Annotated in this window: 19 protein-coding genes; 5 read left to right on the top strand and 14 right to left on the bottom strand. The window is 68.2% G+C overall.

The genetic code is table 11. The annotated features are described in order from the left end of the window. Window positions 1-10 precede the first annotated feature (10 nt). The 6 genes from G3580_RS12795 to G3580_RS12770 all read right to left on the bottom strand — a co-directional run bounded on the left by G3580_RS12795 (window position 11) and on the right by G3580_RS12770 (window position 4,231). On the bottom strand, window positions 11-427 hold the full coding sequence (locus G3580_RS12795; protein WP_217424487.1) for a DUF1801 domain-containing protein: 417 nt from the start codon (window positions 425-427) through the stop codon (window positions 11-13). A 151-nt stretch (window positions 428-578) separates the two neighbouring features. Next, the gene (locus G3580_RS12790; RefSeq protein ID WP_173766080.1) at window positions 579-1,100 is read right to left on the bottom strand and encodes a gamma-glutamylcyclotransferase family protein; all 522 of its coding nucleotides are present in this window, start codon (window positions 1,098-1,100) and stop codon (window positions 579-581) included. A 42-nt stretch (window positions 1,101-1,142) separates the two neighbouring features. Continuing rightward, window positions 1,143-1,538, bottom strand: a complete 396-nt coding sequence (locus G3580_RS12785; protein ID WP_173766078.1) for a cupin domain-containing protein — start codon at window positions 1,536-1,538, stop codon at window positions 1,143-1,145. Between the two features lie 193 nt (window positions 1,539-1,731). Continuing rightward, on the bottom strand, window positions 1,732-1,968 hold the full coding sequence (locus G3580_RS12780; RefSeq protein WP_173763307.1) for a hypothetical protein: 237 nt from the start codon (window positions 1,966-1,968) through the stop codon (window positions 1,732-1,734). 357 nt (window positions 1,969-2,325) lie between these two features. Next, window positions 2,326-2,778, bottom strand: a complete 453-nt coding sequence (locus G3580_RS12775) for a GNAT family N-acetyltransferase (protein ID WP_173766076.1) — start codon at window positions 2,776-2,778, stop codon at window positions 2,326-2,328. A gap of 19 nt (window positions 2,779-2,797) precedes the next feature. Continuing rightward, window positions 2,798-4,231: an aldehyde dehydrogenase family protein gene (locus G3580_RS12770; RefSeq protein WP_173766074.1), complete on the bottom strand. Its 1,434-nt coding sequence runs from the start codon at window positions 4,229-4,231 to the stop codon at window positions 2,798-2,800. Between the two features lie 154 nt (window positions 4,232-4,385). Here G3580_RS12770 and G3580_RS12765 point away from each other — a divergent pair, with 154 nt between their 5' ends. Beyond that, window positions 4,386-5,261, top strand: coding sequence for an AraC family transcriptional regulator (locus G3580_RS12765; RefSeq protein WP_173766072.1), 876 nt, complete (start codon window positions 4,386-4,388; stop codon window positions 5,259-5,261). On the opposite strand, the gene G3580_RS12760 is transcribed toward G3580_RS12765, so the two are convergent. Continuing rightward, window positions 5,248-6,045, bottom strand: coding sequence for an MOSC domain-containing protein (locus G3580_RS12760; RefSeq protein ID WP_173766070.1), 798 nt, complete (start codon window positions 6,043-6,045; stop codon window positions 5,248-5,250). The two genes, G3580_RS12765 and G3580_RS12760, sit on opposite strands and share 14 nt — an antisense overlap. A 140-nt stretch (window positions 6,046-6,185) precedes the next feature. Here G3580_RS12760 and G3580_RS12755 point away from each other — a divergent pair, with 140 nt between their 5' ends. Further along, complete coding sequence (locus tag G3580_RS12755; protein ID WP_173766068.1) at window positions 6,186-6,488, top strand: hypothetical protein; 303 nt, start codon at window positions 6,186-6,188, stop codon at window positions 6,486-6,488. Window positions 6,489-6,506: 18 nt separating this feature from the next. Here the strand turns inward: G3580_RS12755 and G3580_RS12750 are convergent, their stop codons facing one another. Beyond that, a complete protein-coding gene (locus tag G3580_RS12750) occupies window positions 6,507-7,190 on the bottom strand; it encodes a hypothetical protein (protein ID WP_173766066.1) in 684 nt (227 codons plus the stop codon). Window positions 7,191-7,429: 239 nt separating this feature from the next. Between G3580_RS12750 and G3580_RS12745 the strand changes: the two genes are divergently transcribed. The 3 genes from G3580_RS12745 to G3580_RS12735 all read left to right on the top strand — a co-directional run bounded on the left by G3580_RS12745 (window position 7,430) and on the right by G3580_RS12735 (window position 9,452). Further along, window positions 7,430-7,909 (top strand): aminoacyl-tRNA deacylase, encoded by a 480-nt coding sequence (locus G3580_RS12745; protein ID WP_173766064.1) that lies wholly within the window; start codon window positions 7,430-7,432, stop codon window positions 7,907-7,909. Window positions 7,910-8,083: 174 nt separating this feature from the next. Continuing rightward, window positions 8,084-8,689: a DUF1326 domain-containing protein gene (locus G3580_RS12740; RefSeq protein WP_173766062.1), complete on the top strand. Its 606-nt coding sequence runs from the start codon at window positions 8,084-8,086 to the stop codon at window positions 8,687-8,689. Further along, the gene (locus G3580_RS12735) at window positions 8,619-9,452 is read left to right on the top strand and encodes a DUF2182 domain-containing protein (protein ID WP_217424486.1); all 834 of its coding nucleotides are present in this window, start codon (window positions 8,619-8,621) and stop codon (window positions 9,450-9,452) included. The genes G3580_RS12740 and G3580_RS12735 overlap by 71 nt, the downstream gene beginning before the upstream one ends. Before the next feature lie 7 nt (window positions 9,453-9,459). Here the strand turns inward: G3580_RS12735 and chrA are convergent, their stop codons facing one another. The 6 genes from chrA to pqqC all read right to left on the bottom strand — a co-directional run bounded on the left by chrA (window position 9,460) and on the right by pqqC (window position 15,713). Beyond that, on the bottom strand, window positions 9,460-10,641 hold the full coding sequence (gene chrA, locus G3580_RS12730) for a chromate efflux transporter (RefSeq protein WP_173766060.1): 1,182 nt from the start codon (window positions 10,639-10,641) through the stop codon (window positions 9,460-9,462). Window positions 10,642-10,703: 62 nt separating this feature from the next. Next, window positions 10,704-11,246 (bottom strand): flavin reductase family protein, encoded by a 543-nt coding sequence (locus G3580_RS12725; RefSeq protein ID WP_173766058.1) that lies wholly within the window; start codon window positions 11,244-11,246, stop codon window positions 10,704-10,706. A 182-nt stretch (window positions 11,247-11,428) separates the two neighbouring features. Further along, the gene (locus tag G3580_RS12720; protein ID WP_173766056.1) at window positions 11,429-13,240 is read right to left on the bottom strand and encodes a bacteriohemerythrin; all 1,812 of its coding nucleotides are present in this window, start codon (window positions 13,238-13,240) and stop codon (window positions 11,429-11,431) included. Window positions 13,241-13,436: 196 nt separating this feature from the next. Further along, on the bottom strand, window positions 13,437-14,582 hold the full coding sequence (gene pqqE, locus G3580_RS12715) for a pyrroloquinoline quinone biosynthesis protein PqqE (protein ID WP_173766054.1): 1,146 nt from the start codon (window positions 14,580-14,582) through the stop codon (window positions 13,437-13,439). A 79-nt stretch (window positions 14,583-14,661) separates the two neighbouring features. After that, window positions 14,662-14,940, bottom strand: coding sequence for a pyrroloquinoline quinone biosynthesis peptide chaperone PqqD (gene pqqD, locus G3580_RS12710; RefSeq protein ID WP_173766052.1), 279 nt, complete (start codon window positions 14,938-14,940; stop codon window positions 14,662-14,664). After that, window positions 14,937-15,713 (bottom strand): pyrroloquinoline-quinone synthase PqqC, encoded by a 777-nt coding sequence (pqqC, locus tag G3580_RS12705; protein WP_173766050.1) that lies wholly within the window; start codon window positions 15,711-15,713, stop codon window positions 14,937-14,939. Before pqqC ends, pqqD begins: the two co-directional genes overlap by 4 nt. Between the last annotated feature and the right edge of the window lie 8 nt (window positions 15,714-15,721).

Here is a 15,721-nt window from a genome sequence, read left to right as displayed (position 1 = left end):
CCGCGGCGCCCTACGGCCTGCCGCCCGAGGTGTTGAGCGCCACCGCGGCGCGCACCAGCGCCTTGAACGCGTCCGCGTCCGGCTCGTCACCCTCGGCGATGTCAATGGCGCGCCGCACCTTGCCGTCGAGGCTGGCATTGAAGAGCCCGGCCGGATCGGGCAGCGCCGCCCCCTTGGCGAAGGTCAGCTTCACCTTCGCCTTGTACGATTCGCCGGTGCAGATCATCCCGCCATGCGACCACACCGGCACGCCGGACGGATTGCTCGGCTTGACCCACTTGCGCGCCTCGACCACCTCGGGGTCCGCCTCGCGGATGAGCGCGCGCATCCGGCGCAGGGTCGCGCCGCGCCAGTCGCCCAGCTCGGCGATGATGGCGTCGATCTGTTCGCTGCCAGCGGGGGTGTCCGTCCGATCCGGTGTCGTCATGGTCTGTCTCCGTGTGGATGATGCGTCGGGGGGAATCGCTTGCGTCCGCTACCTTATCCGTCCGGGGGGCGCCGGGCACACGCCGATGAATCCGGTTTCGATTTTGCGCGGCGCGTCCGCACCCGGGGCCCGTGATCCGCCCGAAGCAAGTCTACTCCGGCGCCTCGAACCCGCCGCGATGCACCCCGCGTTCGCGCGCATCGCGCTCGCCATCCGGATCGTCCATCGCCTCGACGGCCGCGATGCGCGCCACATAGTCCGCCGGCAGGCCGGCCTCGCGCGCCCCCGTCAGCACATGGTGCACATACCAGCCAAAGGGGCGCAGCGTGGCATCCACCCGCAGCGCGCGATACATGAACGCCTCGACCACGCCACCCGTCGCGCTGCCCACCGCCACCGGCACCACCGCGTAGCCCGGCCCCTCGATGGCGTCGAGCACTGCCTTGTCCGCCGCCGTCAGGCCGAACAGCACCCCCAGCACCCGGTCCGCCGCATCGCCCGTGGCCACCGCGTCCAGCTTCGCCGAACCGTCGGCGCCGCACTTGTGAAAGCGCAACACATGCCCCGCCAGCGTCGCCAACCCCAGCCGCTGCGCCCCCGGAATGCGCGCGCGCAGACGCGCCACCGACATGTTGGAACCATAGGCGAAGTAGGTGAGGGGGCGATCGGGCATGGCGGGGGAGGGGTTAAAGACCGCAGTGGCCGGCGTGGCCGCTCACGGCGCGGTGCGGTTCTCCGTGCCTTCGCCCGGCGTGACGAACAGCATCCGCGTGGGCACCGACGTCCTCGCCGTATGCCAGGTCCCGGCCGGCACCACCACGTAAGAGCCCGGCTGATCCAGCCCGATACACGCCTCCCCCTCCGCCGTGCGCAGCACCATCTCCACCCGCCCCGCCAGCAACACGACCACCTCGTCCCCGGCGGGATGACGCTCCCAGGTCGGCCAGTCGGCAGTGAACGCGTATTCCGAGATCAGCACATGGCCCTTGAAGTGATCGAAATGGGTGTCCAGATCGGTGTAGATGGACGGCGTGACAGGCACCGTGCTGACTGACAGATCGGGCTTGAGGACAGCGAAGACGTTGGCGAGTTTGTGGGCGGTGGAGGACATGGCGGGGTCTCCGGGCGTGGGGGTGGGGCGGTGTGTTTGCGAGGCGGCTCGCCGGGGGATGGGAGCCGTTAGCGACGTATTCTTTGGTCGCGGAGATTGAATGACGTCATTTGAGGGAAAGAAGTTTCCAGACTATCGAGGGTGAATCACCCTGACCTGTGTTGCGCTTCAACGTTGAGACTGCGCTGGATTGTCATGCGAGCACTTCTTTTAGTACATGACCAACGCCTGCTGCGGCGAGGAAAAAACCAACCAGCAGGAAGGTAAACGGGACACAACACCCCACTGCCTTGCCGATCTTTCGTTGGCGGCCTGACTTGGTAAGTGGAATGCCAATTTGCCGCGATAGCTTTCCTTTGGCAGCAGAGAGGCCAGTCGCCCGCTTCCAAGAAAACGACACGCCCGGTATTCCCTTCTTTCTTCGTGCCATGCTCTAGCTCCGGAAACCGAAAAGGGTGATGTAAAAGCAATTTCGAGCGTGACGCCGAAAACTCGACCTCACAAAACGGCCCAGAATCGATTGTCTGGGTTGAGGTAAGGGGTGAAGCACTCCCTGGAAGCAGCAAATTGAAGCTGTTCCAGAGTCTTGCATCACTCGGCTAACTCCGACGTTCAGTGGCCGGTTTGGAGGCGCAACTGCGCTGGTAAGCCAGCCCCGTGGAGGCCGCCAGGGTCCCAATAACGTCGCCGCCGCCATGGTGCCCGCACGGACGCTCCCGGCGAGCATACCCATGCCATCCGGGTGTGTCCACGGCCGTCGCCCGGGGCTGCGGCGGCGCGGTGCGATTCATCGGTCCAGGGTCGATTCCGGGTCGATTTCACGCGCGTACAGCACATAGGGGCCGTCCGGCCCCATGGCGGTTTCGCGTGCTTGCCAGCCAGTGGCTTCGTAGAAGCGGCGGGCGGGGGTGTTGGTGGTGATGCATTTGAGCGTCATGGGTGCGCCGAAGCGGGCGAGGGTGGCGTCCAGGAGTTGGCGGCCGATGCCCTGGCGCTGTAACTCGGGGGCGATGAACAGGTGGTGGAGGAAGGCGTCGGGCACCCAGATGGCGGCGAAGCCGGCCAGGGTGTGGCCGCGGCGGGCGACGAGGATCCGTTCGCCTTCGGTGACGGCGCGGAATTCGTCGATGCTGTGCGTGTGCGGCGGAAAGTGGCCGCTGTGGGCGCGGGCGGCGTTGAAGAGGGCGTACAGGCCGGGCGTGTCGGCGGCTCGGGCCGGTGCGATGGACAGGCGATTCATGGGCAGCGAGTGAAGTGGCTCAGCGCAGGGGGAACTGCATGGCTTTGTATTCGAGGAATTCCTCGAGGCCGGGTTGGCCCAGTTCGCGGCCGTTGCCGGAGTGCTTGTAGCCGCCGAAGGGGGCGTCGATGTTGAAGGGGCCGTTGTTGATGCCGACCTGGCCGGTGCGCAGGCGCCGGGCCACGGCTTCGGCGCTGGCGTCGTCTTCGGCCCACACGCCGCCGGCGAGGCCGTAGGGCGAGTCGTTGGCGATGGCGACGGCCTCGTCGGTGTCGCGGAAGGTGAGCACGGTGAGCACCGGGCCGAAGATCTCCTCCTGCGCGATGGTGGCGGCGGGGGCGACGCGGCCGAACACGGTGGGGGCGACGAAGTAGCCCTCCGGATGGGTGTCGTCGGGTGGCTGCGCGCCGCCGAGCAGGCACTCGGCGCCTTCGGCGATGCCGGTGCGGATGTAGTCGAGCACGCGGGCCTGGTGGGCCTTGTAGGCGAGGGGGCCGAGCCGGGTGGCCTCGTCCATGGGGTCGCCCAGGCGCAGGGCGCGCGCCGCGTCCACGGCCCGTTCGGCGGCTTCGGCGTAGCGCGATTCGGGCACCAGCAGGCGGGTGAGGGCGGAGCAGGTCTGGCCGCTGTTGGCCATGCAGGCGCGCACCACCTGGGGGATGGCGGTGGCGAAGTCGGCGCCGTCGAGCACGATGCCGGCGGATTTGCCGCCCAGTTCGAGGGCGACGCGCTTGATGGTGGCGGCGGCCAGCTCCGAGACCCGCCGCCCGGCGCGCACGGAGCCGGTGAAGGAGACCATGTCCACCTGCGAATGGCGGGCCAGGGCCTCGCCGGCCACGGGGCCGACACCGGTGACGAGATTGAACACGCCGGGGGGCACGCCGGCCTCGTGCATGATCTCGGCGAGCACGAAGGCGTCGGCGGGCGCCACCTCGGAGGGCTTGAGCACTACCGTGCAGCCGGCGGCCAGGGCGGCGGCCACCTTGGTGGCGATCTGGTTGAGGGGGTAGTTCCACGGGGTGATGGCGGCGACCACGCCCACCGGCTCGCGCACGATCTTCGAATGGCCCAGGCGGGTTTCGAAGGCGAACTGCCCGGCCAGACGGGCGAAGGCGCCGAACACCGCGATGGGCGCGCCGGTCTGCACGCTGCGCGAAAAGCCGATGGGGGCGCCCATCTGCCGGGTGATGAGGGTGGCCAGCTCCTCGCGCCGGGCCTTGAGGCCGGTGCGGATGCGCTGGATCAGCGCCGCGCGCTCGGTCGGCGCGGTGCGCGACCAGTCGTCGAAAGCGCGCCGCGCGGCGCCGACGGCGGCGTCCACGTCTTCGGCCAGGCCCTCGGGCACGCTCATGAAGCGGCTGCCGTCGGCGGGGGAGAACACGTCGATCCGCCCGCTGCCGTGGGGGCGCTGCCAGCGGCCGTCGATGTAGAAGGCGTCACGGGATTCGGGCATGGGGGGCTCCGGTGTCGCGGTGTGGCGGATCGGATCAGTCTATGCTTTTGGCCTTGGCGCGGCCACCGCGGGTGGCAAGAGCGCAATCTCGATCAGGACGGGCGGGTGGCCCGGTGCGACCATGGCGCCGCCATCGACACCCCCTTCGGACACGATGAACGACGATTCACTCACCCCTCAGGAAGCGCGGATCCACCGGGTCTGCGAATACGTGAGCCAGAACCTGGACGGCGAACTCGGCCTCGAGGTGCTCAGCCGCGTGGCCGCCTTGTCGCGGTTTCACTTCCATCGCGTGTTTTCGGCCTACACGGGTTTGAGCACGACCCGGTTCATCCAGCTCGCGCGCTTGCGCCGGGCCTCGTACCGGGTGGCTTTCGAGCCGGGGCAGCGGCTCATCGACATCGGCTTCGAGGCCGGCTTCGAGAGTCAGGAGGCGTTTTCGCGCGCCTTCAAGCGGGTGTTCGGCCAGTCGCCGTCGGCGTTTCGCTCGGCGCCGGAGTGGTCGCGATGGCATGAAGTCTTCCAGTTCAAGCTACCCCCAAGGAGAACCATCCCCATGCAGGTCGAGATTGTCGATTTCGAAGACACCCCCGTGGCGCTGATCGAGCACCTCGGGCCGCCCGAGCAGGTGCTCGACACCGCCGCGCAGTTCATCGCCTGGCGCAAGGCGACGGGCCTGTCGCCGGTGCGCAGCAGCCGCACCTTCGGCGTGCCCTTCAACGACCCGAACACGGTGGCGCCGGCGCAGTTCCGCTTTCACATCTGCGGGTCGATGGACGGCGAGGTGCCCGAGAACGCCTGGGGCGTGCGCGCCGGGCGCATCCCTGGCGGGCGCTGCGCGCGCCTTCGCCACCTGGGCAGCCACGACGCCATGGACGAGCGCATCTACTGGCTGTATCGCGAGTGGCTACCGGCCAGTGGCGAGGCGTTACGCGACTTTCCGTGCTTTTTCCACTACCTGAACTTCGTCCATGAAGTGGACGAGTGCGATCTGGTCACGGACATCTACCTGCCGCTCAAAGCGGCGTGACCGCCATGCCCACCTCGACGATGCCGGTGCCGTGCGCGATCAGGTTGTGCCCGAACAGCGGCGCCTTGTGGCCGTCGTCGTGGTGCTTGATGAGCGTGCGCAGCGGCTCCTGGGTGGGGTGGAAATGCTCGCTGCGCGGCGCCAGGGTGGTGAACACGCAGCGCTCGCAGGGCGAGTGCAACTCGAACTCCAGGGTGCCGATGCGGATGCGTTGCCAGCCGTCTTCCGCCCAGGCGTCGGCCCCGCGGATGACGATGTTGGGGCGGAACTGCGCCATCACCAGCGGGCTGGGGCAGCGTTCCTGCAGCCAGGCCAGCGACGATTCGCTGGCCAGCAGCAGCGGGTAGCCGTCGGCAAAGCTCACCTCGCGGTTCGGTTCGTCCTTGATCGGGCGCGTGGTGAGTGCGCCGTAATACACCAGTCGCGCGGGCGTGCCCAGCAGGTCCGACAGCCAGGCGTCGGCCGCCTCGCCGCAGCGCTGGGCGAACACGCTCTGGCGCCACACCTCCACATCCACGTACTGCTCGGGGAATTGCGCCGTGCGCAACACCAGGTCCTTGCGCCCGGCGGCGGCGAGCACGATGCCGCCGTCCACGGGTGTGGCCAGCAGGCTCGCCAGGCGCGGGTGCCTGCGCCCGGTGAGGAACTTGCCCTCCGGGTCGGTGACCAGATAGCGGCGGTCGCCGGCCAGGCCGTAGTCGTCGATGTAGCCGCGTTCGATGCCGAGCGGCGCGCAGGATTTGACCGGATGCTGGAACAGGGCGGAGACGTGAACGGCGGACATGGCGGGGCGTGTGGCGTGAAAGCGCCAGTGTAATCAATCCGGTGCGGTCGGGCCGATACACATTCTGTTGCACGCGCCGGTGCACGGCGTGAGGCGCGGGACTATGCTTTTCTCACCCAAGTGTTTCTGTGGAGAACGACATGAAGCAAGGTCGAGTATGGCTGGTGGCCATGGCGTTGATGGTGGCGGCTGGGGGCGCGCTGGCGGCCGATCGTCCGTCGGCGGCCGACGCGGCTGCGCCCACGGTGACGGACCGCGTCGAATCGGCCGTGGTCGGCGCGGTGGAGGCGACCCGCGAGGGCATCCACACCGGCGCCCGCGCAGCGGTGCTGGGCGCCGAACATGGCGCTCGGGCGGCCGGCCACGGTATCGAGCGGGGCGCGCAGGCGGTGGGGCGCTTCGTCGAACGGATGGGGCAGAAGATCCGCGAGATCGCCAGCTGAGTCCCGCGCCGAAGACGTTTATGGTTGCCTGAACGCGGCCGCGGCGGCGCCCCCGAAATCGGTGGGCGCCGGGCGGCCGTTCTTGCGTGCCTTCTGCAGGGCGGTCTGGTGATTCATGTCCGCCGGGAAGAAACGCACCGACTTGCCCAGGTGCCGCGCGGCGAGCAACTCGTCGCGGCCGACTTCGCCGCCGCCGATGCCGATCAGCACCTGGCTGACGCCGACCATGGCGGCCGAGGTCGGCGACAGCGTGTGCCCGTCCGCCAGGAATCCGCCCCAGGTGTCGTCCTGGACGAAGAACGCGTAATCGAGGCAGGTCGACAGTTCCACCCCGTAAGCCTTGGCCTGGGTCGAGACGATGCCGGTGGTGACGAATCCCTTCTGCTTGGCGAGCGCATAGACGGCGCCGATGCCCTCGGGCGTGGCGCCGATGTTGATGATGGTGGTGGCGGGGTTGAACTGATCGAGCAGGTCGGAGGCGATGCCGAGCATGTGCGAGGGGTCTTCGTAACCGGCGCCGGAATAGCCGATGAAGGTGACCACCTGCTTGTTCTGGTCTTTGAAGAACTCCTCGAGCTGGTCCACGTCCGCCCCCTGAATGAAGGTCTCGGTGTCGCAGGCGGCGTGGCCGGCGGACGACAGACCCAGCGAGGCGACGCAGGCGGCGACCAGGGCGGCGCGTCGGGTACGGGCGGTGTGCATGGTGGGTGGCTCCTGTGGCTTTGCCGGGCGCTCCGATGCCCGACCCTGGTCGCACATGGTGCCATGCATCGGCGTTCGATGATCTGCACGATACCGGTGGCTACGTCGCGGGTGCGCGGGATGCCATTCGGCGGAACCGAGCTGGCGAGCACGACGGACGTGGACCACACTGGGATCAAGGGCTTGCGATCGATGCATCGCCGGCTCCGCCATTGCGATCCCCGATCAAGGAGGCTGCCATGACCATCCCGAAACGCCTGAGCCAATACCTGGACGAGCGCGGTCTGCACTATCACCTGCGCACCCACGAACCCAGTCACACCACCGCGCAGTCGGCGCGCAAGGCGCACGTGCTGCCTTACCACATGGCCAAGCCCGTGCTGCTCGAAGATGACACCGGCTACCTCATGGCCGTCGTGCCGGCCGATCGCGACGTGCACATCGGCACCCTGGCGCGCATGCTCGATCGCCACGACCTGCATCTGGCCGACGAGGCGCGCATCGCGCAGATGTTCTCCGACTGCGATCTGGGCGCCATGCCGCCGGTGGGCATGGCCTGGGGCATCGACATGATCGTCGACGACACCCTGGAAGCCTGCGACACGATCTACATGGAAGCGGGCGACCACGAAACCCTGCTGCAGATGACGCACGAGGACTTCCACATGCTGGTGCGCGACATGCCGCACGGGAAGATCTGCCGGCGGATGATGCATTGATGGCGTGATGCGCGGTGGTGGGGTGGCGGCCGGGGGACGGTCCGACCGCGCAAATTCGCCATTGACCCGAGGCGCGCGTCGGCTAATGTGAAACACGGAGACGCCCGTCTCCGCGACCCGGGTGCCGTTCAGTCCGGCGCCGGTCTTGCCTTCATGTTCATGGAGGATCCAACCATGTCTTCACCATCCTGGCAGGTCAGCGGAACCTATTTCGAAGCCTGCAACTGCGCATCCATGTGTCCCTGTGTCGTGCTCGGCGCGCCCACCGAGGGCGGCTGTACCGCCGTGGTTGCCTGGCACGTCGATTCGGGCAGCTACGACGGGGTCGTGCTCGACGACCGCAACGTCGTGCTTCTCGGGGCGACGCCGGGTCACATGCTCGAGACCCCCTGGAAGGTCGCCCTGTATCTGGACGAGCGGGCCAGCGCCGAACAGCAGCAGGCGCTGGGGGCGATCTTTTCGGGTCAGGTCGGTGGTCCGCTCGGTGCCCTGGCACCACTCGTGGGCGAGGTGCTGGGCGTCAAGGCCGCACCGATCGAGTTCAGTGCCGAGGGGACGAAACGTCGGCTGCGGGTGAGCACCGTCATCGCCATGGACATCGCCGCCATCGAGGGGCAGGGCGGCAAGCCCGTCACCGTCGAGAACGTGCCCTTTACGCCGGTGCCCGGATTCCCGGCGGTGTTGGCCAAGTCGTCGGCACTGAGCATCCATGATCACGGTTTCGATCTGGACATCAGCGACCGCAATGGCTTCTATTCTCCCTTCGCCTATCAGGCCTGAGCCGGCCACGCGCACGAGCTGGCTACCGCTGTGGGCGATGGCCGGCGCGCTGGTGGTGGGCGCCTGGGTCTACCTCGTCGTCATGGCCTGGGGCATGGCGCACATGGACGTGTCCGGCCGCTGGGTGCTCATGCCCCGGATGACGGGCTGGACGGCGCTCGATCTGGTGCTCGTGTTTCTCATGTGGGCCCTCATGATGGCCGGCATGATGCTACCGACCGTGGTGCCGGTGTTCCGGCTGCTGCGTCGCATCGACCGGGCGGACGCCGCGCGGGCGTGTCCCTGGTGTCGGAGCGCCGGGTTCGCGCTCGGCTACCTGAGTGTATGGGCCGGGTTCTCGCTTGGGGCGACGCTGTTGCAGTGGGGCTTGCTGGAAATGCGCCTGGTCTCGCCGATGATGGAAAGCGCGAGCACGGGGCTCAGTGGCGTCCTTCTCGTGCTGGCCGGGATCTATCAGTTCAGCCCGCTGAAAAACGCCTGCCTGCAACGCTGTCGTTCGCCCCTGAGCTTTCTGATGACCCAGCGCAGCGACAGCGGTTTCCGGCTCGGCTTGCGTCAAGGCAGCTATTGCGCCGGCTGCTGCGCATTGCTCATGCTGCTGCTGTTCGTGCTGGGGGTCATGAACCTGTGGTGGATCGTTGCGCTGACGGTGTTCGTCATCCTCGAGAAGACCGTGCCGGATGCCCGCTGGTTTTCCCGGTTGAGCGGGGTGGGCTTGATGGCTTGGGGCGCGTGGATGCTGGTGTCCGGCGTAGGTGTGTGACGGCCGCCTAGATCAGGGCCGGAAATACGCTGGCCAGCACGCACCAGAGCACGACCCACAGCGGTGAGCGCCGCCACACCGCCAGCAGGCCGAAGCCGACCAGGGCGACGGCAAGGTCGACGCCCGAGCGCACGCCGCTGGTGAGGATCGGATCGTAGAGCGCGGCGCCCAGCAGCCCGACCACGGCCGCATTGACCCCGGCGATGGCGCGGGCCGCCTTCGGGTTGTGGGAGATCGCCTGCCACAGCGGCAGCGCGGCCGACACCAGCAGCAGCCCGGGCAGGAACATGCACACCAGGGCGACGAGGGCGGTCAGGCCGCTGCCGTGGCCGGAGGGAATGATCGTGCCCAGGTAGGCGGAGAAGGCGAACACCGGGCCGGGGATGGCCTGTGCGGCGCCGTAGCCGGCGAGAAAATCCGCGTCCGACACCCAACCGGTCTGGACCACCGATTCCTGCAGCAGCGGCAGCACCACATGGCCGCCGCCGAACACCAGGGCGCCGGAACGGTAGAAGGCGTTGGCGACGCTGGCGAGCGTCGGCTCCGGCGAGGCCGCCCAACCCAGTGCCATCAGCAGGCCCAGGAACACCGCGAACAGGGCGAGGCCGGCCGGTTTGCCATGGGCGACGGCCAGCGGCGCGTCGCCGGTGGCGGGCGCGCCACGACAGAACAGCAGGCCGGCCACCGCACCGGCCAGCACCACCGCGATCTGGAAGCCGGCCGAGCCGGCCAGCAGGGTCGCGCCGGCGGCGAGCACCGCGATCGTGCGCCGGCGGGCATCGGGGCACAGCTTCCGCGCCATGTTCAGCACCGCATCGGCCACCACCGCGCAGGCCACCAGCTTGAGCCCGTGAATGGCCGCCGTGCCGATGGCGCCCGAGAGCATGGGCAGCACCGAGGCGAAGCCCGCCAGCAGCAGGGCCGAGGGCAGGGTGAAGGCGACGAAGGCCGCGATCCCGCCCGCCCAGCCGGCGCGCAGCAGGCCGAAGGCATAGGCCGTCTGGCAGCTGGCCGGCCCCGGCAGGAACTGGCAGATGGCCAGCAATTGGCCGTACTGCGCCTCGCTCAGCCAGTGGCGGCGCTCGACCAGCGCCTTGCGGTAGTAACCGAGGTGCGCGATCGGGCCACCGAAGGAGGTGAGCCCGAGCTTGAGGAAGACGCGGAAGACTTCGGCGGCGCTGCCGTTCACGGTGCGGTGCTCATCGTTTCGGGGGCGAAAACGGGCTGTGTCGGGTGGCCGGCGCGGCCGGCTCAGACGCCCGGTGGCAGCTTGGCGCGCATCATCTCGCGCCGGTCCAGGGTGTCGCCGTCCGCCACGAAGGTGCCGTCGCCCACGCCGTGGAGGGTACGGCGTTCCTTGCGCAAGGGGTCGACATATGCCGCCACGCCCTCGAGCACGACGATGTTGTGGCGCTCGATGACGTCGACCACGCGGCACTCGATGTTGGCCAGGCATTCGCCGATCAGCGGCGCACGGACATGCGAGCCGGCCACCGGCGTGAAGCCGAAGCGGGCGAACTTGTCGGTGTCCGCGCCGGAGCAGGTGCCCACGCCCACCACCTCGTCGAGCAGATCCACGGTGGGGATCGCCAGCACGCATTCACCCGAGTCCACCAGCGCGGCGTAGGAGTGGTTCCACGGCCCGGTGGTGATGGCGAACAGCGGGGAAAAGCCCGTCACCATCGTCCACGTGATGGTCATGATGTTGGGGCGGTCGCCATCGTGTGTCGTCACGAGCACGACCGGCCCCGGTTCGATCAGGGTGAAGGCGCGGTTGATCGGCAGGATTTGCATTCGCCCGGGTCTCCGCATGGGGTGGAAGGATCGGCGCGGATCACCGCAGTGGCCCGCCCGCTGGCGCTTGGCGCCCGGGCACATGATGAAGCGAAAGCGGATTTTCATCCAGCCTCGGCGGTCCGCACCCCCTTCTTTCATGGCGGCGGTCATCCTTACGCCGGTAAGGATCGACCCCGGAATCAGGCGGAGGCGTCGGGCCTGAGGGAGGCGAGGCGCTCGGCGTCGGGGACGAGGACGCGCCGGCCGCGCACGCGAATGACCCCGTCGTCGCTGAGACTCTGGAAGATGCGCGAGAGGGTGGGCGGCGTCAGGTGGAGCAGGGAGGCGATCACCTGTTTCTGGGCATGGAGCGTGACCTCCACATGGCCGCGTGCGTTCACGTAGGCGTGCTGGAGCAGGTAGGCGACCACGCGCTCGGTGGCCGAATGGAGGGTATAGGATTCCACGTCGCGCACCATCGCGTGGGTGCGCCGGCTCAGGTGCTCCATCCAGCGGCGGGCGAAGGCCGGATCGGCGTCGAGCACGGCGTGCACGTCCATCGACTCCAGCTGCAGCAGGGTGACGTCGCCGAGGGCCTGGGCAAACACCGGGTAAGGGCGTTTCATGATCACCTCGGCGTCGCCGAGGCTGTCGTTCTGCGACACGATCTCCACCACCTTTTCGTTGCCCCGGGCCGAGGACACCGCCAGCTTCATCTGCCCGTTCATGACCAGGAACAGGCCGCGCGGGGCGTCGCCTTTCTGGAACAGGATGCCGCCCTTGTGCAGCCGCTTGAGGCGGCTGCCGGCGGCCAGCCGGGTCAGATGGTCCTCGCCCAGGTCCCGGAACAGGGGGTGCTGGCGCAGAAAGGCCGTGGCCAGATCGATGTCGATGCGGCGCTCGTGCACCCGGGGTAGCCCGAGCACCGCGGTACGGGGGCGTTCGACGTCGGGGAAGCGTCCGGCCAGGTAGTGGCTGCGGGCCTGGCGCAGGCGCGAGCGCTGGTCGCTGGCGCGCTGCTCGAGACCGCCCTGGTGCTTCACGTCGGGTGCGCGCTCGAGCACCGTCATGGTCGCGAGGCGGCCGCGCAGCACGAGGTGGGTGAGGCTCGTCCTGGCGATGAAACAGCGGCCATCGCGGGTCACGTGCGTGATTTCGCAGTCGACGCGGCCGGTGACCAGCAGTTCGGTGATCAGCAGCGGGAAACGCATCGCCTCGTCGCGGGTCACCAGATCCCGCCAGCGCAGATTCAGCATCTCCTCGCGCGAATAGCCGAGCAGGGCGCAGGCGGCCGGGTTGGCGTCGGTGAGCAGGGCGGGCAGCAGGTCCTGGTCGAGCGTCATCACCAGGGCTGGCGAGCCGACCTGGCCGAAGCGCCCCCAGAAGGCCGCTTCGCTGGCGCCCAGCTCGGCGCGGCGGGTGTCGATGAGTTCCATCAGGGGGCTGGCGGTGTCCGGGAGCCGGGCCGGATCGGGCAACGAGGCCATGTTGCGAGGCAGTGAGGCGCGCAGCTGGAGCATGGCCTGGCTCACCGCCATGACCGCCGGGTCGGCGGGTGCCGGCGGGCGTTCGTCACCCATCCGCGCGCCACGCTTGCTGGCCGCCCGCGCCTGCACCTGACGCGCCATGGTCCGGTCGTCGCCGAGGATGTGGCGCATCAGCCACTCGCCGAGAAATTCGATCAATGGGGCCGGGTCGGCGGCGGCATCGCGGTCGACCCGGTCCATCATCTCGCCGACGCGCTCGAGAAACCGGGCATGGCCCTGGTGGTGCGCGCTGGTGTGCGCTTCGTCGAGCCCGCTGAGGCTCATGAGGGCCTCCTCGGTGCTGAAGTGGATCTCGGCGTACTCGGTCAGGTAGGTGACCAGCGCGCGCAGTTCGAGCGCCGACAGCGGGGTTCCGGCCTCGAAGCGCCGGGCGATCTCATTCGCCAGATCGACCAGTCCCTTGTGCTGGTGGTCGATGATGTCGATCCCGGTGCGGAGGTAATCGTTCCACTCAACCAGTTGCATCGATCCTGCCATCGCCATCCATCGTCGTCCGTCGCCCATGCGCATGCCTCGCGGCCGGCGCGATTATGGTCAGCGCGGTGCGCCGGCGCTTTGACTGACATCAATTTGGCGATCGGAGGGCGGCGGGCGGGTGCCGCTGGCGTGCCGGTCCACGAAGCGACGGGGGCCTCGGCCCCCGTCTTTCAGTGTTCGTTCCTCAGTTTTCGTTCATCTCTTCGATGAGCTTCTTCGAGGCCTTGGGGTCGCGGAACAGCAGCGGCCGCTCCATGGCGGGGTTGCCCGGCTCGTTGGCCTTGGCGACCGCGTCGAGCACCACCTGGTGGGCGGGGGATTTGTCGCACACCGGGTCGGGCGCGGTGGCGTCGCCGGCGAGCATGTAGGCCTGGCAGCGGCAGCCGCCCAAGTCTTTTTCCTTGTCCGGGCAGGTTTTGCAGGTGTCGTGCATCCAGCCATCGCCGCGGTAGCGGTTGAAGCCGTCGGAGTCGTACCAGATCTCCTTCACGCCCATGTCGCGTACGTTGGGGAAGGTGAGACCCGGCAGCATCTTGGCGGTGTGGCAGGGCAGGGCGGTGCCGTCGGGGGTGATGGTGAGGAACACGTTGCCCCAGCCGTTCATGCATTTCTTGGGGCGGGTTTCGTAGTAGTCGGGCACGACGAAGAACATGCGGATCTTGTCGCCGAGCTTTTCGCGGTACTCGTTGGTGATGCGCTCGGCGCGCTGCAGCTGCTCGCGCGAGGGCAGCAGCTGGTCACGGTTGAGCAGCGCCCAGGAGTAGTACTGGTTGTTGGCCAGTTCGAGGTATTCAGCGCCCAGCGCGACGGCCATTTCGATGATCTTGTCGACGTGGTCGATGTTGAGCCGGTGCACCACGCAGTTGAGCACCATCGGCCAGCCATTGCGCTTGATGCGCTCGGCCACTTGCTGCTTGAGATCGAAGGTGCGGGTGTGGGAGAGGAAGTCGTTGAGCTCCTTCGTGGTGTCCTGGAAGGAGAGCTGGATGTGATCCAGCCCGGCCGCCTTGAGCGCCTCGGCGCGCGCGTCGGTGAGGCCCACGCCGGAGGTGAGCAGGTTGGTGTAGTAGCCCAGCTTGTGGGCTTCGGCGACGAGGATTTCGAGGTCGTCGCGCACCAGCGGCTCGCCGCCGGAGAAGCCGCACTGCACGCTGCCCAGGGCGCGGGCCTCGTGCAGCACGCGTAGCCAGCCTTCGGTGTCCAGCTCGTCTTCGGGCCGGGTGGCCGCGAAGTCGGTGGGGTTGTAGCAGAAGGCGCAGTGCAGCGGGCAGCGGTAGGTGATTTCCGCCAGCAGCCACAGGGGCGGGCCGGGACGGTCGTTGATGCTCATGGTGTCGTCCTCCGTAGGGCGGAAAAGGCGCGCAGCGCCGCCTTCCGCCGCGCACGCGTGGATCGGCGGAAGGCGTTGTTCATGCTTCGACAATCCAGTGCTGCTTCTGTGCCATGTCGAGGAAGGCGCGGATGTCGCCTTCCAGGCCCTGGGTGTCGAAGGCCGCTTCCAGCTCGGCCACCAGCGCGGGCACGTCGCGGGTGCCGTCGCAGCGCTTCATGATCTCGCCGGCGCTGGGGTTGAGCTTGATCATCCCTTCCGGATAGAGCAGCACCCAGGCGTCCTGGGCCTGCTCGAACTGCAGCCGGAAGTGGCTTGAGACCTTCGGGGTGTGGATCGCCGGTGCCGCGTCGCTCATACCTTGGGGCCCTTGATCTCGATGTCGCAGGTCTGCAGCATGATGGCGTCGGCCAGCGACCACAGCACGTCGATCTTGAACTGCAGGATGTCGATGGCGCGTTGCTGCAGGGCGCGGTTCTGGCCGAAGTAGTCGAGGGTGAAGCGCAGCCCGTGGGCGACGTCGCGACGCGCCTGGGTGAGGCGGTTGCGGAAGTACTGCAGGCCTTCGGACTGGATCCAGGGGTACTTGTCGGGCCAGGTGTCGAGCCGCTGCTGGTGGATGTGCGGGGCGAACAGCTCGGTGAGGCTGGAGGCCACGGCGTCCTGCCAGGGGCGACTGCGGGCGAAGTTCACATAGGCGTCGACGGCGAAGCGGGCGGCCGGGGAGACCAGGCGTTCGGACATGATGTCCTCGCGGGTCAGGCCCACGGCTTCGCCCAGATGAATCCAGGCCTCGATGCCGCCATCGTCCTGCTGGCCGCCGATGGCGTAGCCGTCGTGGTCGAGGATGCGCTGGATCCATTCGCGGCGCAGCTCGCGGTCCGGGCAGTTGGCCAGGATGTTGGCGTCCTTGACCGGGATGGCCACCTGATACAGATAGCGGTTGGCGACCCAGCGCTGGATCTGCGCCTGGGTGAGCTGACCGTCGGCCATCATCTTGTGGATGGGATGATGGATGTGATAGCTGGTGCCTTTTTCGCGCAGGCGCGCCTCGAACTCCTCGCGGCTCAGGGGCGGCTCGGTGGTGTTGAGGGTGGCCAGGTGCGGGGTGGGAATGTCGTTCGGTTGCATGTGGTGTG

This window comes from Nitrogeniibacter mangrovi (assembly GCF_010983895.1).
GTDB lineage: Bacteria > Pseudomonadota > Gammaproteobacteria > Burkholderiales > Rhodocyclaceae > Nitrogeniibacter > Nitrogeniibacter mangrovi.
This window is presented reverse-complemented; position numbering and strand designations above follow the sequence as displayed.

Bases quoted from the DNA above. Each gene is read 5' to 3' on its own strand.
- G3580_RS12795 (WP_217424487.1), bottom strand. From the start codon at position 427: ATGACGACACCGGATCGGACGGACACCCCCGCTGGCAGCGAACAGATC.
- G3580_RS12740 (WP_173766062.1), top strand. From the start codon at position 8,084: ATGTCTTCACCATCCTGGCAGGTCAGCGGAACCTATTTCGAAGCCTGC.
- G3580_RS12720 (WP_173766056.1), bottom strand. From the start codon at position 13,240: ATGCAACTGGTTGAGTGGAACGATTACCTCCGCACCGGGATCGACATC.
- G3580_RS12735 (WP_217424486.1), top strand. From the start codon at position 8,619: ATGATCACGGTTTCGATCTGGACATCAGCGACCGCAATGGCTTCTATT.
- pqqE (WP_173766054.1), bottom strand. From the start codon at position 14,582: ATGAGCATCAACGACCGTCCCGGCCCGCCCCTGTGGCTGCTGGCGGAA.
- G3580_RS12725 (WP_173766058.1), bottom strand. From the start codon at position 11,246: ATGCAAATCCTGCCGATCAACCGCGCCTTCACCCTGATCGAACCGGGG.
- pqqD (WP_173766052.1), bottom strand. From the start codon at position 14,940: ATGAGCGACGCGGCACCGGCGATCCACACCCCGAAGGTCTCAAGCCAC.
- G3580_RS12755 (WP_173766068.1), top strand. From the start codon at position 6,186: ATGAAGCAAGGTCGAGTATGGCTGGTGGCCATGGCGTTGATGGTGGCG.
- G3580_RS12780 (WP_173763307.1), bottom strand. From the start codon at position 1,968: ATGGCACGAAGAAAGAAGGGAATACCGGGCGTGTCGTTTTCTTGGAAG.
- G3580_RS12760 (WP_173766070.1), bottom strand. From the start codon at position 6,045: ATGTCCGCCGTTCACGTCTCCGCCCTGTTCCAGCATCCGGTCAAATCC.
- G3580_RS12785 (WP_173766078.1), bottom strand. From the start codon at position 1,538: ATGTCCTCCACCGCCCACAAACTCGCCAACGTCTTCGCTGTCCTCAAG.
- G3580_RS12770 (WP_173766074.1), bottom strand. From the start codon at position 4,231: ATGCCCGAATCCCGTGACGCCTTCTACATCGACGGCCGCTGGCAGCGC.
- pqqC (WP_173766050.1), bottom strand. From the start codon at position 15,713: ATGCAACCGAACGACATTCCCACCCCGCACCTGGCCACCCTCAACACC.
- G3580_RS12790 (WP_173766080.1), bottom strand. From the start codon at position 1,100: ATGCCCGATCGCCCCCTCACCTACTTCGCCTATGGTTCCAACATGTCG.
- G3580_RS12775 (WP_173766076.1), bottom strand. From the start codon at position 2,778: ATGAATCGCCTGTCCATCGCACCGGCCCGAGCCGCCGACACGCCCGGC.
- G3580_RS12765 (WP_173766072.1), top strand. From the start codon at position 4,386: ATGAACGACGATTCACTCACCCCTCAGGAAGCGCGGATCCACCGGGTC.
- G3580_RS12750 (WP_173766066.1), bottom strand. From the start codon at position 7,190: ATGCACACCGCCCGTACCCGACGCGCCGCCCTGGTCGCCGCCTGCGTC.
- G3580_RS12745 (WP_173766064.1), top strand. From the start codon at position 7,430: ATGACCATCCCGAAACGCCTGAGCCAATACCTGGACGAGCGCGGTCTG.